The sequence below is a fragment of the Streptomyces sp. NTD91 genome (genome assembly GCF_059510455.1).
Genome location: NZ_JCAJZW010000006.1, coordinates 263,304 through 278,800, shown reverse-complemented (window position 1 = coordinate 278,800; position 15,497 = coordinate 263,304). Strand labels below are relative to the sequence as shown.

The following is a 15,497-nucleotide window of genomic DNA, read 5'->3' as shown; positions in this document are numbered from 1 at the left end:
CACCGCCAGCGGCCGAGGGCGTGGCGGGTTCAAGGTGTTGTCGGGGTCTGGTCAACACGCTTCAATGCGGGGGAACTCGGGGCCACGCACGCACGCGTACCGGCGTGGCGCGCGCAGGCTCGGGCGTCCACAGCGTCCACGGGGTGGCCCCGACACCAGCGCAGCGGTCCGACCAGCCGTAGCGACACCTCACAGAAAGGCGCCCCGGTATGCGGCATGCCACGGAGCACGCGCACCTTCCCACCGCGGAACTGGACACGGCCCTGCGGGGCGGCCCCTTCCATGTGGCGCTGCGCGCCGCGATCGCCGCGCGAGGGCTGCCGCTCCAGCGCGTCCAGCACCATCTGTCCCGGCACGGGGTGAAGGTCGGTGTCACCAGCCTGAGTTACTGGCAGCAGGGCGCCCGCCGTCCCCAGCGCCCGGAGTCGCTGCGGGCAGTGCGGGCCCTGGAAGAGATCCTCCAGCTGCCGGACGAGTCACTGATCCGGCTGCTCAGCGAGGCCGACCAGCGCCCGGCGGCCGGCCGCCCGGCAGGGCGGTCCTACCGCTCCCTGACCGAGGCCTCGAACGTCCTGGACCGGCTCCGCGCCGAGCTGGGCTGGTCCCTCGACGGCGGACTGCACACCCTGGGCCACCATGAATGCGTCCGCATCGGCACCCGGCGCGAACTGGCGGGCCGCGAGGCCCATCACATCGTGCGGGCCCACAGCGACGGCGTCGACCGCTTCGTCGCCGTTCATCACGGCGACCCCGGCTGCCGTCCCGCCGAGATCAGGGTGCGGGCGCTGGAGAACTGCCGCACGGGACGCGTCCGCTGGGACCAGAACACCGGCGCGCTGGTCGCGGAGCTGCTCTTCGGCACCCGGCTGCGCGCCGGCGACACCTTCCTCTTCCGCTACGCCATCGAGGACGGCACGGCCGGGCCCTCCCGGGAGTACCTCCACCGCTTCGGCTTCCCCGGCGGCCAGTACGCCCTGCAGGTCCGGTTCGACCCGGCCGCCCTGCCGGCCCGCTGTCACCGCTTCGCCCAGCACTCTGCGGCGGCCCCTCGCAGCGGCCGCCAGGAACTGCCGCTCACCGGGCCGCACCAGTGCGTCCACGTGGTCGAACCGCGCATCCGTCCGGGCATCGTCGGCATTGCCTGGGACTGGGAGTGAGCTCACCCTGTACGCATGCCGGTCGAGCCGGACCGCCGCCGGGGCCGGTCCCGCTCGGCCGTCCGGTCAGGCGCCCGGGCCCGCGATGATCCTGCCGTTCGCCGTCTTCACCGGCAGCTCCGCCAGCGGCTCGGTGGCCGGTGACTGGACCACCTTGCCCGTCACGGCATCGAACTGACTGCCGTGACAGGGGCAGATCAGAGTGGTCCCCTGCAGCTTGTTGATGGGGCAGCCCGCGTGCGTGCAGATGGTGCTGTACGCCTTCAGCGTGCCGTTCCCGTCACGGCTGACGACCACGTTGTGATCGCGGAAGAGCTTGGCCCCGCCCTTCGAGACCTCGCTCTCGGCGCCGAGGTCGACCGGCGCGGTCGGAGTGGCCGCCGCGCCCGCGCCACCCTGGCCGGGCGCCGAGCAGGCGGCCAGGCCGAGCCCGGCGACCGGGGCCACGGCGGCCCCTCGAAGGACGGTACGACGGCTCGCGAACGGTCGGGCGGGCATCCGGGACTCCACGGCTCAAGGGGTGTGCAGGGCGACGATACCCGGGCAGAAGGACCGGCTCCGGGGCGGGGGCCGGATCCGGGGCTGGGGCGGTTCCCTCGGGGGCGAAAGATCTTGGGACGAGGGCCCCGCGGACAACCGCCTACCCGGGGGTCCGGGGACTGCACGGGCGCCGAACTCGGGCGTAAACGATTGCGCAAACGTTTACGTCAGGCGGGTCGATGGGGTAGCGTCCCGGCACGGAAGGACTGTGCTCGATCGCTCGAGGGTCCATGGCACGAGAAGGGAGACGCGATGTCCACCATGGCCGACGTCGCGCGGAGCGCCGGGGTCTCCGTGGCGACCGTCTCCCACGTGCTGAACGGCACCCGCCCGGTGCTGCCCCACACCCGGCAGGCCGTACTGGACGCCATCGACGCCCTGGGCTACACCCCCAACACCCTGGCCCGATCCCTGGTGACCTCCCGCACCCGCTCCATCGGACTCGCGGTGTCGGCGATCAGCAACCCGTACTTCACGGAGATCCTCCAGGGTGTCGAGGCCGCCGCCCTGGACGCCGGCTACAGCCTGCTCATCGCCGACCCGCACGACGACCCCGGGCACGAACGCAAGGTCGTGCAGCTGCTCCATGAACGCCGGGTGGACGGCATGATCGTCGCCCCCTCCGCACGTCCGCACGAGCTGGTCGGCTACCTCCGCCGGCACTCCGTACCGACCGTGTTCCTGGACCGGATGATCGGCGCGGACGCACCGGAGGGCACGGAAGGGGGTGGTGGCGCCGCCACCCCGGAGGTCGCGCCCTGGTACGACCAGGTCTGCGCCGAGAGCGCCGCACCGACCGCGCGTCTGGTCACCCATCTCGCCGGGCTGGGGCACCGCCGGATCGGCCTCGTCGCCGGTCTGCCCGGCCTCAGCACCACCGGGGAACGTGTCTCCGGCTACCGTGAGGGCCTCGCCACAGCGGGCCTGGCCCTCGACGAAAAGCTTCTCGTGTCCGGGAATTCGGAGTCCGCGGGGGCCGAGCAGGCCACGGCCGCCCTGCTCGCCCTCCCTGATCCGCCCACGGCCCTCGTCACCGCCAACAACGCGATGACCATCGGCGCACTGCGCACCCTGCGGCGGCATGGCCTGTCCGTCCCGGACGACATCGCGCTGTGCTGCTTCGACGACTTCGCCTGGGCCGACCTGTTCTCACCCCGGCTCACCGCCATCGCCCAGCCCAGCAGGGAACTGGGCACACAGGCCGTGCGGGTGCTCCTCGACCGCCTGGAAGAGCCGCGTCGGCCTACCCGGACGGTGCGGCTGCCGTGTGCGTTCGTCCACCGCACGTCCTGCGGGTGCCCAACGGAACCGGGCGGGACCGAGGAGGCCGGGCGCACCGCATCGTCCACCCTGTCGGAGAAGGGAACCGCCCTGTGATCGTCGTCACCGGTGAGGCACTGATCGACCTGGTACCGCAGGACTCCGGTGCCCTGTCGGCACTGAAGCCGGCGCTCGGCGGCGGCCCCTACAACACCGCCGTGGCCCTCGGCCGCCTCGGCTCGCGCACCGCGTTCTGCTCCCGGACCTCGCGGGACGCCTTCGGCGAGGCCCTGCTGGACGGGCTGCGGCACGCGGGCGTCGACGTGTCGGGCGTGCAGCGCGGGGCGGAGCCGACGACGCTCGCTGTGGCCACGATCGACGAGAGCGGGTCGGCCGCCTACTCCTTCTACGTCGACGGCACCGCCGACAGGCTGTTCACCGCCCCCGCCGCGCTGCCCGCCGACACGCGCGCGGTGTCCTTCGGCACCTGCTCGCTCGTGCTGGAACCGGGGGCCGGCGCCTATGAGGAGCTGATGCGCACGGCGGCTGCACAGGGGCTGTTCACCGCGCTCGACCCCAACATCCGGGCCGGTCTGATCCCGGACGCAGACGCCTACCGGGCGCGTTTCAAGAGCTGGCTTCCCTCGGTGACGCTGCTGAAGCTCTCCGCGGAGGACGCCGAGTGGCTGGGCGGCACCCCGCGCGAGTGGCTGGCCGCGGGACCGGCGGCGGTCGTGGTGACCCGGGGCGGGGACGGTCTGACCGCGTTCACCCGGGACGGGGCGGAGCACTCCGTACCGGGTGAGAACGTCGCCGTGGTGGACACCATCGGCGCCGGTGACACGGTGAACGCAGCCTTGCTCCACGGGCTTTCGGCCCTGGACGCGCTGTCGGAGGAAGCGCTCGCCGCCCTCGGAACGCAGGACTGGACGCGGCTGCTGCGCTTCGCGGCACGCGCGGCGGCGATCACCTGTTCGCGGGCGGGGGCCGAGCCGCCGTACGCGGCCGAACTCGGTGATCTGTGAGCGCCCCCTTTTTCCCTCTTTCCTTTCTGCCGCTTCCCTCTGTGGTGTTGTCAAGGTGCGGCCGGAACCGCGGTGCGGGGGGCTGCCGGACCTCGTATCCGGGGTGCTGATGGTGGAACGAGCGGCGCCCCGCGGGGAGTTCCCGCGGGGCGCCGTTTTTCTGGTGTCGTGTCAGGTTTTGCGGGCCCGCGTCGTCTTCTTCGCGGGCGTCGTCTTCTTCGTCACCGCGACGGCCTTCTTGGTCGCCGTGTTGTTGGCCTTGGCCGTTACCGACTTCTTCGCCACCGCCTTCGCCGCGACCGTCTTCCTGGCCGTGGCGGCACGCTGCGCCGGCACGGTGTCGGCGTCGCTGATGCGGTCGGCGCCGAGAATCTCGCGCAGGAACTTGCCGGTGTGGCTGGCCGGAACCCCCGCGACCTCCTCGGGCGTACCCTCGGCGACCACGAGGCCGCCGCCGGCGCCGCCCTCCGGACCCATGTCGACGATCCAGTCGGCGGTCTTGATCACGTCGAGGTTGTGCTCGATGACGACGACCGTGTTGCCCTTGTCGACCAGGCCGCCGAGGACCTTGAGCAGCTTGCTGATGTCCTCGAAATGCAGGCCCGTGGTCGGCTCGTCAAGGACGTAGACGGTGCGCCCGGTGGACCGCTTCTGCAGTTCGCTGGCCAACTTGACACGCTGGGCCTCGCCCCCGGAGAGGGTGGTGGCGGACTGGCCGAGACGGACGTAGCCGAGGCCGACGTCCTTCAAGGTCCTCAGGTGCCGGGAGATGGCTGGGACGGCCTCGAAGAAGTCGGTGGCCTCCTCGATCGGCATGTTCAGCACGTCGGCGATGGACTTGCCCTTGTAGTGGACCTCCAGCGTCTCCCGGTTGTACCGGGCGCCGTGGCAGACCTCGCACGGGACGTAGACGTCCGGGAGGAAGTTCATCTCGATCTTGATCGTGCCGTCGCCCGCGCAGTTCTCGCAGCGGCCACCCTTGACGTTGAAGGAGAAGCGGCCGGGCTGGTAGCCACGGACCTTCGCCTCGGTGGTCTCGGCGAACAGCTTGCGGATGTGGTCGAAGACGCCGGTGTAGGTCGCCGGGTTGGACCGAGGGGTGCGGCCGATCGGCGACTGGTCGACGTGCACGACCTTGTCGACGAGGTCGTCGCCGTCCACGCGCGTGTGCCGGCCGGGGACGTTGCGCGCGCCGTTCAGCTCGCGGGCCAGGTGCGTGTAGAGGATGTCGTTGACCAGTGTCGACTTGCCGGATCCGGACACGCCCGTGACGGCCGTGAACACGCCCAGCGGGAACGACACGTCGATGTCCTGCAGATTGTTCTCACGCGCGCCGTGCACGGTGAGCTGCCGCGACGGATCACGCGGACGGCGCACGTCCGGCACCGGGATCGCCTTGCGGCCCGAGAGATACGCGCCGGTCTGCGACTCGGCATTGGTGAGCAGTTCCTTCAGCGAGCCGCTGTGCACGACCTTGCCGCCGTGCTCGCCGGCGCCGGGACCGATGTCCACGACCCAGTCGGCGACCTTGATGGTGTCCTCGTCGTGCTCCACGACGATGAGCGTGTTCCCCATGTCGCGCAGCCGGACCAGGGTCTCGATCAGCCGGTGGTTGTCCCGCTGGTGCAGGCCGATGGACGGCTCGTCCAGGACGTACAGGACCCCGACGAGTCCGGAGCCGATCTGGGTGGCCAGGCGGATGCGCTGGGCCTCACCTCCGGAGAGCGTGCCGGCCGCGCGGTTCAACGAGAGGTAGTCCAGGCCGACGTCGACCAGGAAGCGCAGCCGTTCGTTGACCTCCTTGAGCACCCGCTCGGCGATCTTCTTGTCGCGGGCGCTCAGCTTCAGCTGCCCCAGGAAGTCCGCGCAGTCGCTGATCGACATCGCGGAGACCTCGGCGATCGACTTCCCCATGATCGTGACCGCGAGGACGATCGGCTTCAGCCGCGTGCCCTCGCAGGAGGGGCAGGGCACCTCGCGCATGTAGCCCTCGAAGCGCTCGCGGCTGGCGTCGCTCTCGGCCTCGCTGTGCCGGCGCTTCACGAACGGCACCGCGCCCTCGAAGGGCGTGGTGTACACGCGCTCACGGCCGTACCGGTTGCGGTACCGGACCTGGATCTGGGTCTTGTGGCCGTGGAGCAGGGCCTTCTTCGCGCGCTGCGGCAGGCCCGCGAACGGGATGTCCGTGCGGAAGCCGAGCGCGTCCGCGAGGGCGCCGATCAGACGGGCGAAGTAGTCCTTGGTGTGGCCGTGCGACCAGGGGTGGATGGCGCCCTCGTCCAGGGACTTCTCCTCGTCCGGGACGATCAGCTCGGGGTCGACCTCCATGCGGGTGCCGATGCCGGTGCAGTCGGGACAGGCGCCGAAGGGCGAGTTGAAGGAGAAGGAGCGGGGCTCCAGCTCCTCGAAGGAGAGGTCGTCGTACGGACAGTACAGGTGCTCGGAGAACATGCGCTCGCGCTCGGGGTCGTCCTCGGGGAGGTCGACGAAGTCGAGCACGACCATGCCGCCGGACAGACCGAGGGCCGTCTCGACGGAGTCGGTCAGACGGCGCTTGGCGGAGTCCTTCACGGTGAGGCGGTCGACGACCACCTCGATGGTGTGCTTCTCCTGCTTCTTCAGCGTGGGCGGGTTCGAGAGCTGGATCGTCTCGCCGTCCACGCGTGCGCGGGAGTAGCCCTTGGTCTGCAGGTCGGCGAAGAGCTCGACGAACTCTCCCTTGCGCTCGCGCACGAGCGGCGACAGCACCTGGAAGCGGCTCCCCTCCGGCAGCTCCAGGACCCGGTCGACGATGGCCTGCGGCGACTGGCGGGAGATCGGCCGGCCGCACTCGGGGCAGTGCGGCTTGCCGATGCGCGCGAAGAGCAGACGCAGGTAGTCGTAGACCTCGGTGATGGTGCCGACCGTCGAGCGCGGGTTGCGGGAGGTCGACTTCTGGTCGATGGAGACCGCCGGGGACAAACCCTCGATGAAGTCGACGTCCGGCTTGTCCATCTGGCCGAGGAACTGCCGGGCGTACGAGGAGAGCGACTCCACGTAGCGGCGCTGGCCCTCCGCGAAGATCGTGTCGAAGGCCAGGGAGGACTTGCCCGACCCCGACAGGCCCGTGAAGACGATGAGCGAGTCCCGAGGCAGGTCGAGCGAGACGTTCTTCAGGTTGTGCTCGCGCGCGCCACGGACGATGAGACGGTCGGCCACGCCGGTCCGCACCTTTCTTGAGAGAAGTGACAGGGGCGGGGCCCCTGTGCTTCTTCAGACTAGGGGGAGCCACTGACAACGCCGGTCGGATTGCCCGGTTGCATAACAACCTCCGGCCATCCAGCATGCCCGACGCCGCTTCCGACGATATAGCACGTGCTTTCGATTTGCGGACGGAGTCCGCCACCTTCACCCGAAGGTGTGGCGGGGCTAATGTCAGGCCCATGATTGATCACGCCCATGACCTGGCATGTGTACGTGACGCGAGCGAACGGCTCCTCAGCGCGGTCGCCGCACTGGACAACGCGTCGCTCGCCGAGCCGTCACGGCTTCCCGGCTGGACCCGCGGACACGTCCTCGCCCACGTCGCCCGCAACGCGGACGCGCTGGTGAACGTCCTCGAGGGACGCCCCATGTACGCGAGCGCCGAGGCGCGGGACGCCGACATCGAGCGGGACGCTCCGCGTCCGCTCGACGTCCAGCTCGCCGACCTGCGCGAGAGCGCGGCCCGCTTCCAGGCGGCGGGGGACGCGCCGGCGGACTGGTCGCGCACGGTGGAGCTGCGCAACGGGGTCACCGACTCGGCGTCCCGGGTACCCTTCCGGCGGTGGGCGGAGGTGGAGCTGCACCATGTGGATCTCGGCGTCGGTCACGAGCTGGAGGATCTTCCGGAGGAGTTCCTGGAGCGCGAGACCGACTTCCTCACCCGGCGGTTCACCGGACACCCCGATGTGCCGGCGACGCGGATCACGGACGGCACGCGCACATGGCGCACCGGGCGGGAGGCGCACGAGCCGGAGGTCACGATCGGCGGGGCCCCGGCGGAACTGGTCGGCTGGCTCGCCGGGCGGCGCGACGGCTCCGGCCTCACAGCGTCCGGCACACTGCCGGCCCTGCCTCCGTTGTAGGCCGCCGACGATCCGCGTGCGCCTCTCGGCTATAGGCTGATCTCCATGACGTACACCGGAGAGGTCAGGGTCGGTGGACCGGCGGACGTGCACGAGCTGAAAGACCTGATGATCACGAAGATCGCGGTCGGCCCGATGGACAACAACGCCTATCTGCTGCGCTGCCGGGCCACCGACGAGCAGCTCCTGATCGACGCCGCCAACGAGGCGGACATGCTCCTCGGCATGATCGGTGACGACGGCATCGCGTCCGCCGTCACCACGCACCAGCACGGCGACCACTGGCAGGCGCTCGCCGAGGTCGTCGCGGCGACGGGCGCGCGTACGTACGCCGGCCGCCAGGACGCCCCCGGCATCCCCGTGCCCACCGATGTCCTCGTGGACGACGGCGACGTCATCAGGGTGGGTCGGGTGGAACTCACCGCACGGCATCTCGTCGGGCACACCCCGGGTTCGATCGCGCTGGTGTACGACGACCCGCACGGCCACCCCCACGTCTTCACCGGTGACTGCCTCTTCCCGGGCGGCGTCGGCAACACGCGCAAGGATCCGAAGGCCTTCGCCAGCCTGATCCACGACGTGGAGACGAAGATCTTCGACGTGCTGCCGGACGAGACCTGGGTGTATCCCGGCCACGGCAACGACACGACGCTGGGCGCGGAGCGGCCGCATCTGCCGGAGTGGCACGCGCGCGGGTGGTGACCGGCCGGCGTGCCTTTCTCCCGGTCACCGGGCGCGCCGTACGCCGTGCGCCCCGTGTGAATGTTTCACCCGTGTCGGAGGGGCGTGCGCGGTGCCCGCACGCCGTGTCACGCAGTCAACTGGTGGCAGCCCCGCAGAGGACGACGGCTCCTTTGCGGCAGGCCCGCCGGTCCCCAACCCCGCCCTCGGCCGGCGGCCCGAATGTGCAGCCGCGTGAACGGCGCCGTCGCCGGCGCCTAGGCGTCGGCCCGCGCCGCGCCCGCCAGAGCGGCCACGCGCTCCACGCCGAACACGTAGCCCTGCACGCCGCATCCGGCGATCACACCGTCGGCGCGCAGCGAGACGTAGGAGTGGTGCCGGAACGATTCGCGCTGGTGGATGTTGGAGATGTGCACCTCCACCACGGGCATGCCGTCGCAGGTGTTGAGCGCGTCCAGAATCGCGACCGACGTGTGGGAGTAGGCCCCTGGGTTGATGACGATCCCGCAGTGGTTCAGGCGTGCCTCGTGGATCCAGTCGACCAGTTCGCCCTCGTGGTTGGACTGCCGGAAGTCCACCGTGCCGCCGTGCGCGGCCGCGGCCTCGGCGCACAGCACCTCGACGTCGGCCAGCGTGTCCGTGCCGTAGATCTCGGGCTGGCGCCGGCCGAGCAGGTTCAGGTTGGGCCCGTTGAGGATCATGATCGGGGCGTTGGCCAGGGTGCGGGGCACGGTTCCTCCGGTCCGTTCGGGGCGGTACGTCGACGACCGCTGCTCGCACCGGTCTATCACGGTGGCCGGAGCGCACGACGGGCCGTTTGCGCCGGTGGCTTCGGCGTACGCCATGGCCGGCCGGTCGCCTCCACGCGCCCCGTAACCGTTGATCACGCCGGATGGTTGACGCGGCATGCAGCCTCTACGCGCCGTCAGCACCGTCTCCATGCCGAGACTTGCCGCCGCGGCCCTGGCGGGCACCGCGATCGAGTTCTACGACTTCTTCGTCTACGGCACGGCCGCTGCCCTGGTCCTCGGGCCGCTGTTCTTCCCGACCTTTTCGCCGGTCTCGGGGACGCTGGCGGCGTTCGGGACGTTCGGAGCCGGGTTCGTGGCCCGGCCGCTGGGCTCGGTGCTGTTCGGGCATCTCGGCGACCGGCGCGGACGCCGGCCGGTGCTCGTCGTCTCCCTGCTCGTGACGGGCGCCTCCACGGTCGCGGTGGGCTGCCTGCCGTCGTACGGCGCGATCGGCGTCGCGGCGCCCCTGCTGCTGCTCCTCCTGCGCTTCCTGCAGGGGCTCGGGCTCGGCGGGGAGTGGGGCGGCGCGGTGCTGCTGACCGCCGAGCACGCCCCGCCTGCGCGGCGCGCGCTGTGGTCGAGCTTCCCTCAGGTGGGGCCGGCGTTCGGCTTCCTGCTCGCCAACGGCGTGATGCTCGCCCTGTCGGCGGCGCTGTCCGACGCGGAGTTCGCGCGGTGGGGGTGGCGGGTGCCGTTCTGGGCGGCCGGTGCCCCGGCGCTCGCCGGGCTGTGGCTGCGCTCGTCGCTCGCCGAGAGCCCGCGGTTCCTGGAGCTCGAGGAGCACGTGCGCGTGCCGCTCGTGGAGGTCGTACGGCATCACGGGCGGCTCGTCCTGCTGACGGCGGGCGCGCTGGCCGTCGGGTACGCGGTGTTCTACACGGTGACGACCTGGTCGCTGGCGTATGCGACGCAGCGGCTCGGGGTGAGCCGCACGGTGATGCTGACCTGCGTCATGGCCGCCGTGGTCGTGAAAGGCGCACTCACGCCCCTGGTGGCGGTGCTCGGCGACCGTTTCGGGCGCCGGCCGCTGTGTCTGACGGGGTGTACGGCCTGCGTGCTGTGGATGCTCCCCATGGTGTCGCTGCTGTCCACCGGCCGGCCGGTGCTGATCTTCCTCGGCATCCTGGGCGCGCTGCTCGCCTTCGTCACCATGTTCGCAGTGATCGCCGCCTATCTGCCGGAGCTGTACGAGACGCGGGTGCGCTGCACGGGCGCCGCGGTGGGCTACAACCTCGGCGGGGTACTCGGTGGTGCGCTCACGCCGATCGTGGCGACGGCGCTCGCTGAGCAGGGTGGGCGCGTGCCCTGGGCCGTGGGCGCGTATCTGACGGGGATCGCGCTGGTCAGCCTGGTGTGCTTCGCGCTGCTTCCGGAGACGCGGCCGGCGCCCGTCGCGGCGGTGGAGCCGGCGACGGGCTGATCCGCCCGGGACCGACGGGCTCGGCGGGCTACGGGTTGATCGCCAGTTCCAGATACGCCGCGAAGACCACCAGATGGACACCACCTTGCAGCGGGGTCGCCCGTCCCGGCACCACGGTCAGGGAACTGACCACCACGGTCAGCGCAAGCAGCAGCATGTGGGTCGGGCTCAGGCCGAGGACGAGTGGTCCGGGCAGCCAGACGGAGGCGAGGGCGACGGCCGGGATGGTCAGGCCGATGCTGGCCATGGCCGAGCCGAGTGCGAGGTTGAGGCTGGTCTGCACCCTGTCACGCCGCGCGGAGCGCAGCGCGGCGATCGTCTCGGGCAACAGCACGAGCAGGGCGATGATCACACCGACGACGGCGTGGTGCAGGCCGACCGCCGCCACGCCCGACTCGATGGCGGGCGACACACCCTTGGCCAGCCCGACCACGCCGATCAGGGCCAGGCCGAGCAGTCCGACGCTGATCCACGCGGTGCGCGCGGACGGGGGCCTGGCGTGCTCCTCGGCGGTGACGACCTCGCCCAGCCGGGTGATCGGCAGGAAGTAGTCGCGGTGGCGCACGGTCTGGGTGGCCACGAACAGTGCGTAGAGGATCAGTGAGGACAGCGCGGCGAAGGTCAGCTGCAACGAGGAGAACTCGGGCCCGGGCTTGCTGGTGGTGAAGGTGGGCAGCACCAGGCTGAGCGTGGCGAGCGTCGCCACGGTGGCCAGGGCGGCGCCGGTGCCTTCGGGGTTGAAGACCGCGATGCGGTGCCGCAGCGAGGCGACGAGCAGACAGAGCCCGAGGATGCCGTTGCAGGTGATCATCACGGCGGCGAAGACGGTGTCCCTCGCCAGTGTGGAACTCTTGGCGCCGCCGTCGACCATGAGGGTGACGATCAGCGCCACCTCGATGACCGTGACGGCGATGGCGAGCACCAGGGAGCCGAACGGTTCACCGACGCGGTGGGCGACGACCTCGGCATGGTGGACGGCCGCCAGCACGGAGGCGGCAAGCACCAGGATCACCAGGACGACCACCGGCACCGGCAGGCCACGGCCCCAGGTGAAGGCGAGGAGGACGACCGCGAGCACGGGCGCGAGGATCGTCCATGGCCGGGTGAGCGACCGGAGCCGGGTGATCATGCCGCGATATTCGCAGAGCCGTGCGGGTTTCGCATTCCACCCCTTCCGGATACTTCTCGTCCTTTCCGCCGTGATTCGGTCGGCGCCGTCGGGGGTGACCGCTGTGCAGTCCCGCTCCCGGCCCGGCCGTACCCGCCCCGGGCTCGGTCAGGCGTCGACGCTGTGCTTCGCGGTCGCTTCGCCTTCGGTGTGCGCCGCCTCGACGGCCGCCTGTTTCCTGCCGGCCATCAGGCTGGTGACGGTCGTGACGACCAGGACCGCGCAGATCACGCCGAGCGAGACCGGGATGCTGATCTCCGGGACGTGGACGCCGGATTCGTGCAGCGCGTGCAGCACCAACTTGACTCCGATGAAGCCGAGGACGACCGACAGGCCGTACGAGAGGTGGACCAGCTTCTTGAGCAGGCCGCCGATGAGGAAGTACAGCTGCCGCAGACCCATGAGGGCGAAGGCGTTGGCGGTGAAGACGATGTACGGGTCCTGGGTCAGGCCGAAGATCGCCGGTATGGAGTCCAGGGCGAACAGGACGTCCGTGGTACCGATGGCGAGCATCACGACCAGCATCGGGGTCATGACCCGCTTGCCGTTCTCCTGGATCCACAGCTTGGTGCCGTGGTACCGGTCGGCCACGCCGAACCTGCGCTCCGCAGCCTTCAGCACCTTGTTCTCCTCGTACTCCTGGTCCTCCTCGTCCGCGCGGGTCTCCTGGATCAGCTTCCAGGCGGTCCAGATCAGGAAGGCGCCGAAGAGGTAGAACACCCAGGAGAAGCTGGCGAGGATCGCGGCCCCCGCCGCTATGAAGGCAGCCCGCAGGAGGAGGGCCATGAGCACACCGACGAGGAGGACCCGCTGCTGGTACCGGGCGGGCACGGCGAACTTCGCCATGATCAGGACGAAGACGAAGAGGTTGTCGACACTGAGCGACTTCTCTGTGATGAACCCTGCGAAGAACTCGCCGGCCGGCTGTCCGCCACCGAAGAGGAGGAGACCGAGGCCGAACAGCCCGGCCAGGGTGATCCACACGACGGTCCAGGTACCGGCTTCCCTGACCGACACCTCATGGGGCTTGCGCCCGATGAGGAAATCGAGCGCGATCAGGGCGGCGAGGCCCACGATGGTCAGGACCCACAGGGTCACGGAGACTTCCACTGCACCTCCGGCATTACGTAACGGCAAACATGTCAGCGTCGTCGCTGCCGGAGGTCTCTTCCGCCCGCGTCGGGCCGGCGCCCCGGAACCGGAAACGGTCCGTGCTGACGGGTGCGCCGCTGTCAGGGAGTACTCCCCTCCGTACGGAAAACGGTACCCCAATCACCAAGGAAAGGTAAAGAGAAATGCAAAAGAATGACCAAGCTGCCAGGTCGAGCACCTTTACCTGTACTTGATCCGCGCTCTGGCCACCTCGGTGAGGACCTGTTCCACGACCTGGCTGCCGGCCGGCACCAGCGAAGGTTCGTAGGTCCAGGCGTGCCCCACCCAGGGGTCGGTGAAGTGGTCGTCGGGCACGGGGGTGAGTCGCATCAGCGAACGCCACAGCGGATCGAGCAGAGGGTCGTAGTCGGCGGCAGCCTCGCGGTCGGCCACCAGCAGCAGGTGGACACCGACGTCCGGTCCCTCGTCCGCGAGATAGCGCAGCCAGGTCACCGCCCGGTCGTCGAAGCCGTACGGGAAGTCGTTGACGATCAGCAGCTGACGCGCGGCGTCGACATCGGCAGGCAGCGACTCGGGGGCGCCGCCGCGCACGGCCATCTGTACCAGGTCGACCTGTCGGGTGAGCCGCTCCAGCGTCTGCGTCACCCCGACCGCGCCGCTCGCGGCAGGGGCGGCGAGCACGCCGGTCCGGGCGAGCGGGTCGAACGCCGCGGCCCCCGCGCCCGCCGGGTCGATGATCTGCACGGCGAAGTCCCCCGCAGGATGCACGGCGAGCAGCCGCGCCGCGAGCGCCGCCGCAGCCTCCAGGGCAAGGTGCCGCAGCTGGGCGGGGTCGGGGAATTCGTCGGATGCCGCCGCCGGGCCGCTGTCGACCCACAGGCCGCTTTCCAGCGGAAGTCTGACCAGCAGGGGGATGCTCAGCTGCCCGCTCTCGGGCAGACGGAGGTCGCCGAGGCGCAGGGCCATCGGCGGCTCGGTGGGCACGCGGTAGCCGTGCCAGACGGGGTTGTCCCAGCGGGCGTAGGCGGGCGGGAGCGCGGGCTCGACCACCTCGGACTCGGCGGTGAGCTGGGCGAGGTCGCGGTCGAGGACGGTGCGCGCCTGGTCCACCAACTGCGTCCGGCGGGCATGGGCGGCCTCACGTGCGGCGTCGCCCGCGGCGCCGAGCCGGCCGCGCGGGTCGGTCAGGGCCCGGTCGAGTTCCCTCTCCAGGCGCGAGTCGGCGAAGTCGACAGCGCTGCGGTAGGCGGCGGTCGTACGGGCCAGATCCTCGAACATGCCCCACACCTGGTTGTAGAGCCGCTCCTCCATCGACCAGCCCACGGCGTCCCCGGCGACGGGCTGCGCGGGCCGGTCGTCTGAGGCCCGAGGCTCTGCGGGTGGTGCGCCGTGCGGGCGGCGGCCGGGGTGCGTGTAGTCGACCCTGGCGCCTGGATCTCGTGGGGCGGCGCCGGATGTCCGGGCGTCACGGGGGTTCCGCGTCTCGTACGACGGCGCCGGGTCCGGCTGCTGCGGGGTGTGCGAGGGTGCCGGGCCGGACACGTCCTGCGGCTGGGGCGCCGGGGTGTCGTTCGGTCCCGGAGCCGGGGCGAGGAGCGCGGCGGAGGCTGCCGCCCCGTGCGGTGACGATTCGCGCGGGGGCGGGACGGAGGACGGTGCCGGCGAGGTGCCGGACCGGGCGCGGGCCGCCGCCTCCTGGACGGCGGCCGCGAGGTCGGCGGCCGCCTGCAGCCCCCGGTCGGCGAGGAGTGCCGCGAGTCCGGCCGCATAGCCCTGGCCCACCGCGCGCACCTTCCAGGCACCCTGTCTGCGGTACAGCTCCAGGGCGTGCACAGCCGTCTCGCTGTCGAGGCCGGTCAGGGTGTAGCCGGCGAGTCCGGTGCCGTCGGGGGCCTCGACCGTGGTGTGCGGGGCGGCCACCACACCGAAGCGGAGCGGCGCCCCCACCCCGGTGGGCAGGGCGACGAAGACGTCGACGCGGTGCACGGCCTCGGGCAGGGCGCCCAGGTCGACGCTCAGCCGGTGTTCGATGGCGGCCTGCCGGGGCACCTCCACGCCGGGCAGAGTGGGGGATCCGGGGTGAGCGACCCACTGGGGGCCGTGCACCATGCCGTTCTCGTCGCTGAGCGTGGCTCCGGCCAGGACCGGCACCCCGGCCGAGATCCGGATCGTCAGCCGGTCCTGGGACAGCGGGTGGTTCTGCCCCCGCACCAGCTCGGCCGTCATGCCGCCCCCG

The 15,497-nt window shown here is 71.1% G+C and carries 12 protein-coding genes; 6 read left to right on the top strand and 6 right to left on the bottom strand.

Features of this window, described 5'->3' with window-relative positions; all coding sequences use genetic code 11:
• Positions 1–209: 209 nt before the first annotated feature.
• Positions 210–1,157 carry a hypothetical protein gene (locus AC5WRT_RS10180; RefSeq protein WP_496092638.1) on the top strand — a complete coding sequence of 316 codons (948 nt, stop codon included), beginning with the start codon at positions 210–212 and terminating at the stop codon, positions 1,155–1,157.
• 66 nt (positions 1,158–1,223) lie between these two features.
• Here AC5WRT_RS10180 and AC5WRT_RS10175 read toward each other — a convergent pair whose 3' ends face one another.
• Positions 1,224–1,655: a Rieske (2Fe-2S) protein gene (locus tag AC5WRT_RS10175; RefSeq protein ID WP_496092637.1), complete on the bottom strand. Its 432-nt coding sequence runs from the start codon at positions 1,653–1,655 to the stop codon at positions 1,224–1,226.
• A gap of 294 nt (positions 1,656–1,949) precedes the next feature.
• Here AC5WRT_RS10175 and AC5WRT_RS10170 point away from each other — a divergent pair, with 294 nt between their 5' ends.
• Both AC5WRT_RS10170 and AC5WRT_RS10165 read left to right on the top strand, forming a co-directional pair.
• The gene (locus tag AC5WRT_RS10170) at positions 1,950–3,074 is read left to right on the top strand and encodes a LacI family DNA-binding transcriptional regulator (protein WP_496092636.1); all 1,125 of its coding nucleotides are present in this window, start codon (positions 1,950–1,952) and stop codon (positions 3,072–3,074) included.
• A complete protein-coding gene (locus AC5WRT_RS10165; RefSeq protein ID WP_496092635.1) occupies positions 3,071–3,982 on the top strand; it encodes a carbohydrate kinase family protein in 912 nt (303 codons plus the stop codon). The genes AC5WRT_RS10170 and AC5WRT_RS10165 overlap by 4 nt, the downstream gene beginning before the upstream one ends.
• Before the next feature lie 171 nt (positions 3,983–4,153).
• Here the strand turns inward: AC5WRT_RS10165 and uvrA are convergent, their stop codons facing one another.
• Complete coding sequence (uvrA, locus tag AC5WRT_RS10160; RefSeq protein ID WP_496092634.1) at positions 4,154–7,180, bottom strand: excinuclease ABC subunit UvrA; 3,027 nt, start codon at positions 7,178–7,180, stop codon at positions 4,154–4,156.
• A gap of 224 nt (positions 7,181–7,404) precedes the next feature.
• Between uvrA and AC5WRT_RS10155 the strand changes: the two genes are divergently transcribed.
• Together AC5WRT_RS10155 and AC5WRT_RS10150 are read left to right on the top strand one after the other, a co-directional pair.
• On the top strand, positions 7,405–8,088 hold the full coding sequence (locus tag AC5WRT_RS10155) for a maleylpyruvate isomerase family mycothiol-dependent enzyme (protein ID WP_496092633.1): 684 nt from the start codon (positions 7,405–7,407) through the stop codon (positions 8,086–8,088).
• Positions 8,089–8,133: 45 nt separating this feature from the next.
• Complete coding sequence (locus AC5WRT_RS10150) at positions 8,134–8,790, top strand: MBL fold metallo-hydrolase (RefSeq protein ID WP_496092632.1); 657 nt, start codon at positions 8,134–8,136, stop codon at positions 8,788–8,790.
• Between the two features lie 236 nt (positions 8,791–9,026).
• Here AC5WRT_RS10150 and aroQ read toward each other — a convergent pair whose 3' ends face one another.
• Positions 9,027–9,500 (bottom strand): type II 3-dehydroquinate dehydratase, encoded by a 474-nt coding sequence (aroQ, locus tag AC5WRT_RS10145; protein WP_496092631.1) that lies wholly within the window; start codon positions 9,498–9,500, stop codon positions 9,027–9,029.
• Between the two features lie 208 nt (positions 9,501–9,708).
• Between aroQ and AC5WRT_RS10140 the strand changes: the two genes are divergently transcribed.
• The gene (locus tag AC5WRT_RS10140) at positions 9,709–10,980 is read left to right on the top strand and encodes an MFS transporter (RefSeq protein ID WP_496092630.1); all 1,272 of its coding nucleotides are present in this window, start codon (positions 9,709–9,711) and stop codon (positions 10,978–10,980) included.
• Positions 10,981–11,008: 28 nt separating this feature from the next.
• Here the strand turns inward: AC5WRT_RS10140 and AC5WRT_RS10135 are convergent, their stop codons facing one another.
• The 3 genes from AC5WRT_RS10135 to AC5WRT_RS10125 form a co-directional block, all read right to left on the bottom strand.
• The gene (locus AC5WRT_RS10135; RefSeq protein ID WP_496092629.1) at positions 11,009–12,109 is read right to left on the bottom strand and encodes a calcium:cation antiporter; all 1,101 of its coding nucleotides are present in this window, start codon (positions 12,107–12,109) and stop codon (positions 11,009–11,011) included.
• Positions 12,110–12,256: 147 nt separating this feature from the next.
• Positions 12,257–13,258 (bottom strand): TerC family protein, encoded by a 1,002-nt coding sequence (locus AC5WRT_RS10130; RefSeq protein ID WP_496092628.1) that lies wholly within the window; start codon positions 13,256–13,258, stop codon positions 12,257–12,259.
• A gap of 222 nt (positions 13,259–13,480) precedes the next feature.
• Positions 13,481–15,487, bottom strand: a complete 2,007-nt coding sequence (locus AC5WRT_RS10125) for a TerD family protein (protein ID WP_496092627.1) — start codon at positions 15,485–15,487, stop codon at positions 13,481–13,483.
• Positions 15,488–15,497 lie beyond the last annotated feature (10 nt).

What these genes read in the sequence shown, in the direction of transcription:
- AC5WRT_RS10180 (WP_496092638.1), top strand. Translation starts at nt 210, where the DNA reads ATGCGGCATGCCACGGAGCACGCGCACCTTCCCACCGCGGAACTGGAC.
- AC5WRT_RS10175 (WP_496092637.1), bottom strand. Translation starts at nt 1,655, where the DNA reads ATGCCCGCCCGACCGTTCGCGAGCCGTCGTACCGTCCTTCGAGGGGCC.
- AC5WRT_RS10170 (WP_496092636.1), top strand. Translation starts at nt 1,950, where the DNA reads ATGTCCACCATGGCCGACGTCGCGCGGAGCGCCGGGGTCTCCGTGGCG.
- AC5WRT_RS10155 (WP_496092633.1), top strand. Translation starts at nt 7,405, where the DNA reads ATGATTGATCACGCCCATGACCTGGCATGTGTACGTGACGCGAGCGAA.
- AC5WRT_RS10150 (WP_496092632.1), top strand. Translation starts at nt 8,134, where the DNA reads ATGACGTACACCGGAGAGGTCAGGGTCGGTGGACCGGCGGACGTGCAC.
- AC5WRT_RS10140 (WP_496092630.1), top strand. Translation starts at nt 9,709, where the DNA reads ATGCCGAGACTTGCCGCCGCGGCCCTGGCGGGCACCGCGATCGAGTTC.
- AC5WRT_RS10135 (WP_496092629.1), bottom strand. Translation starts at nt 12,109, where the DNA reads ATGATCACCCGGCTCCGGTCGCTCACCCGGCCATGGACGATCCTCGCG.
- AC5WRT_RS10125 (WP_496092627.1), bottom strand. Translation starts at nt 15,487, where the DNA reads ATGACGGCCGAGCTGGTGCGGGGGCAGAACCACCCGCTGTCCCAGGAC.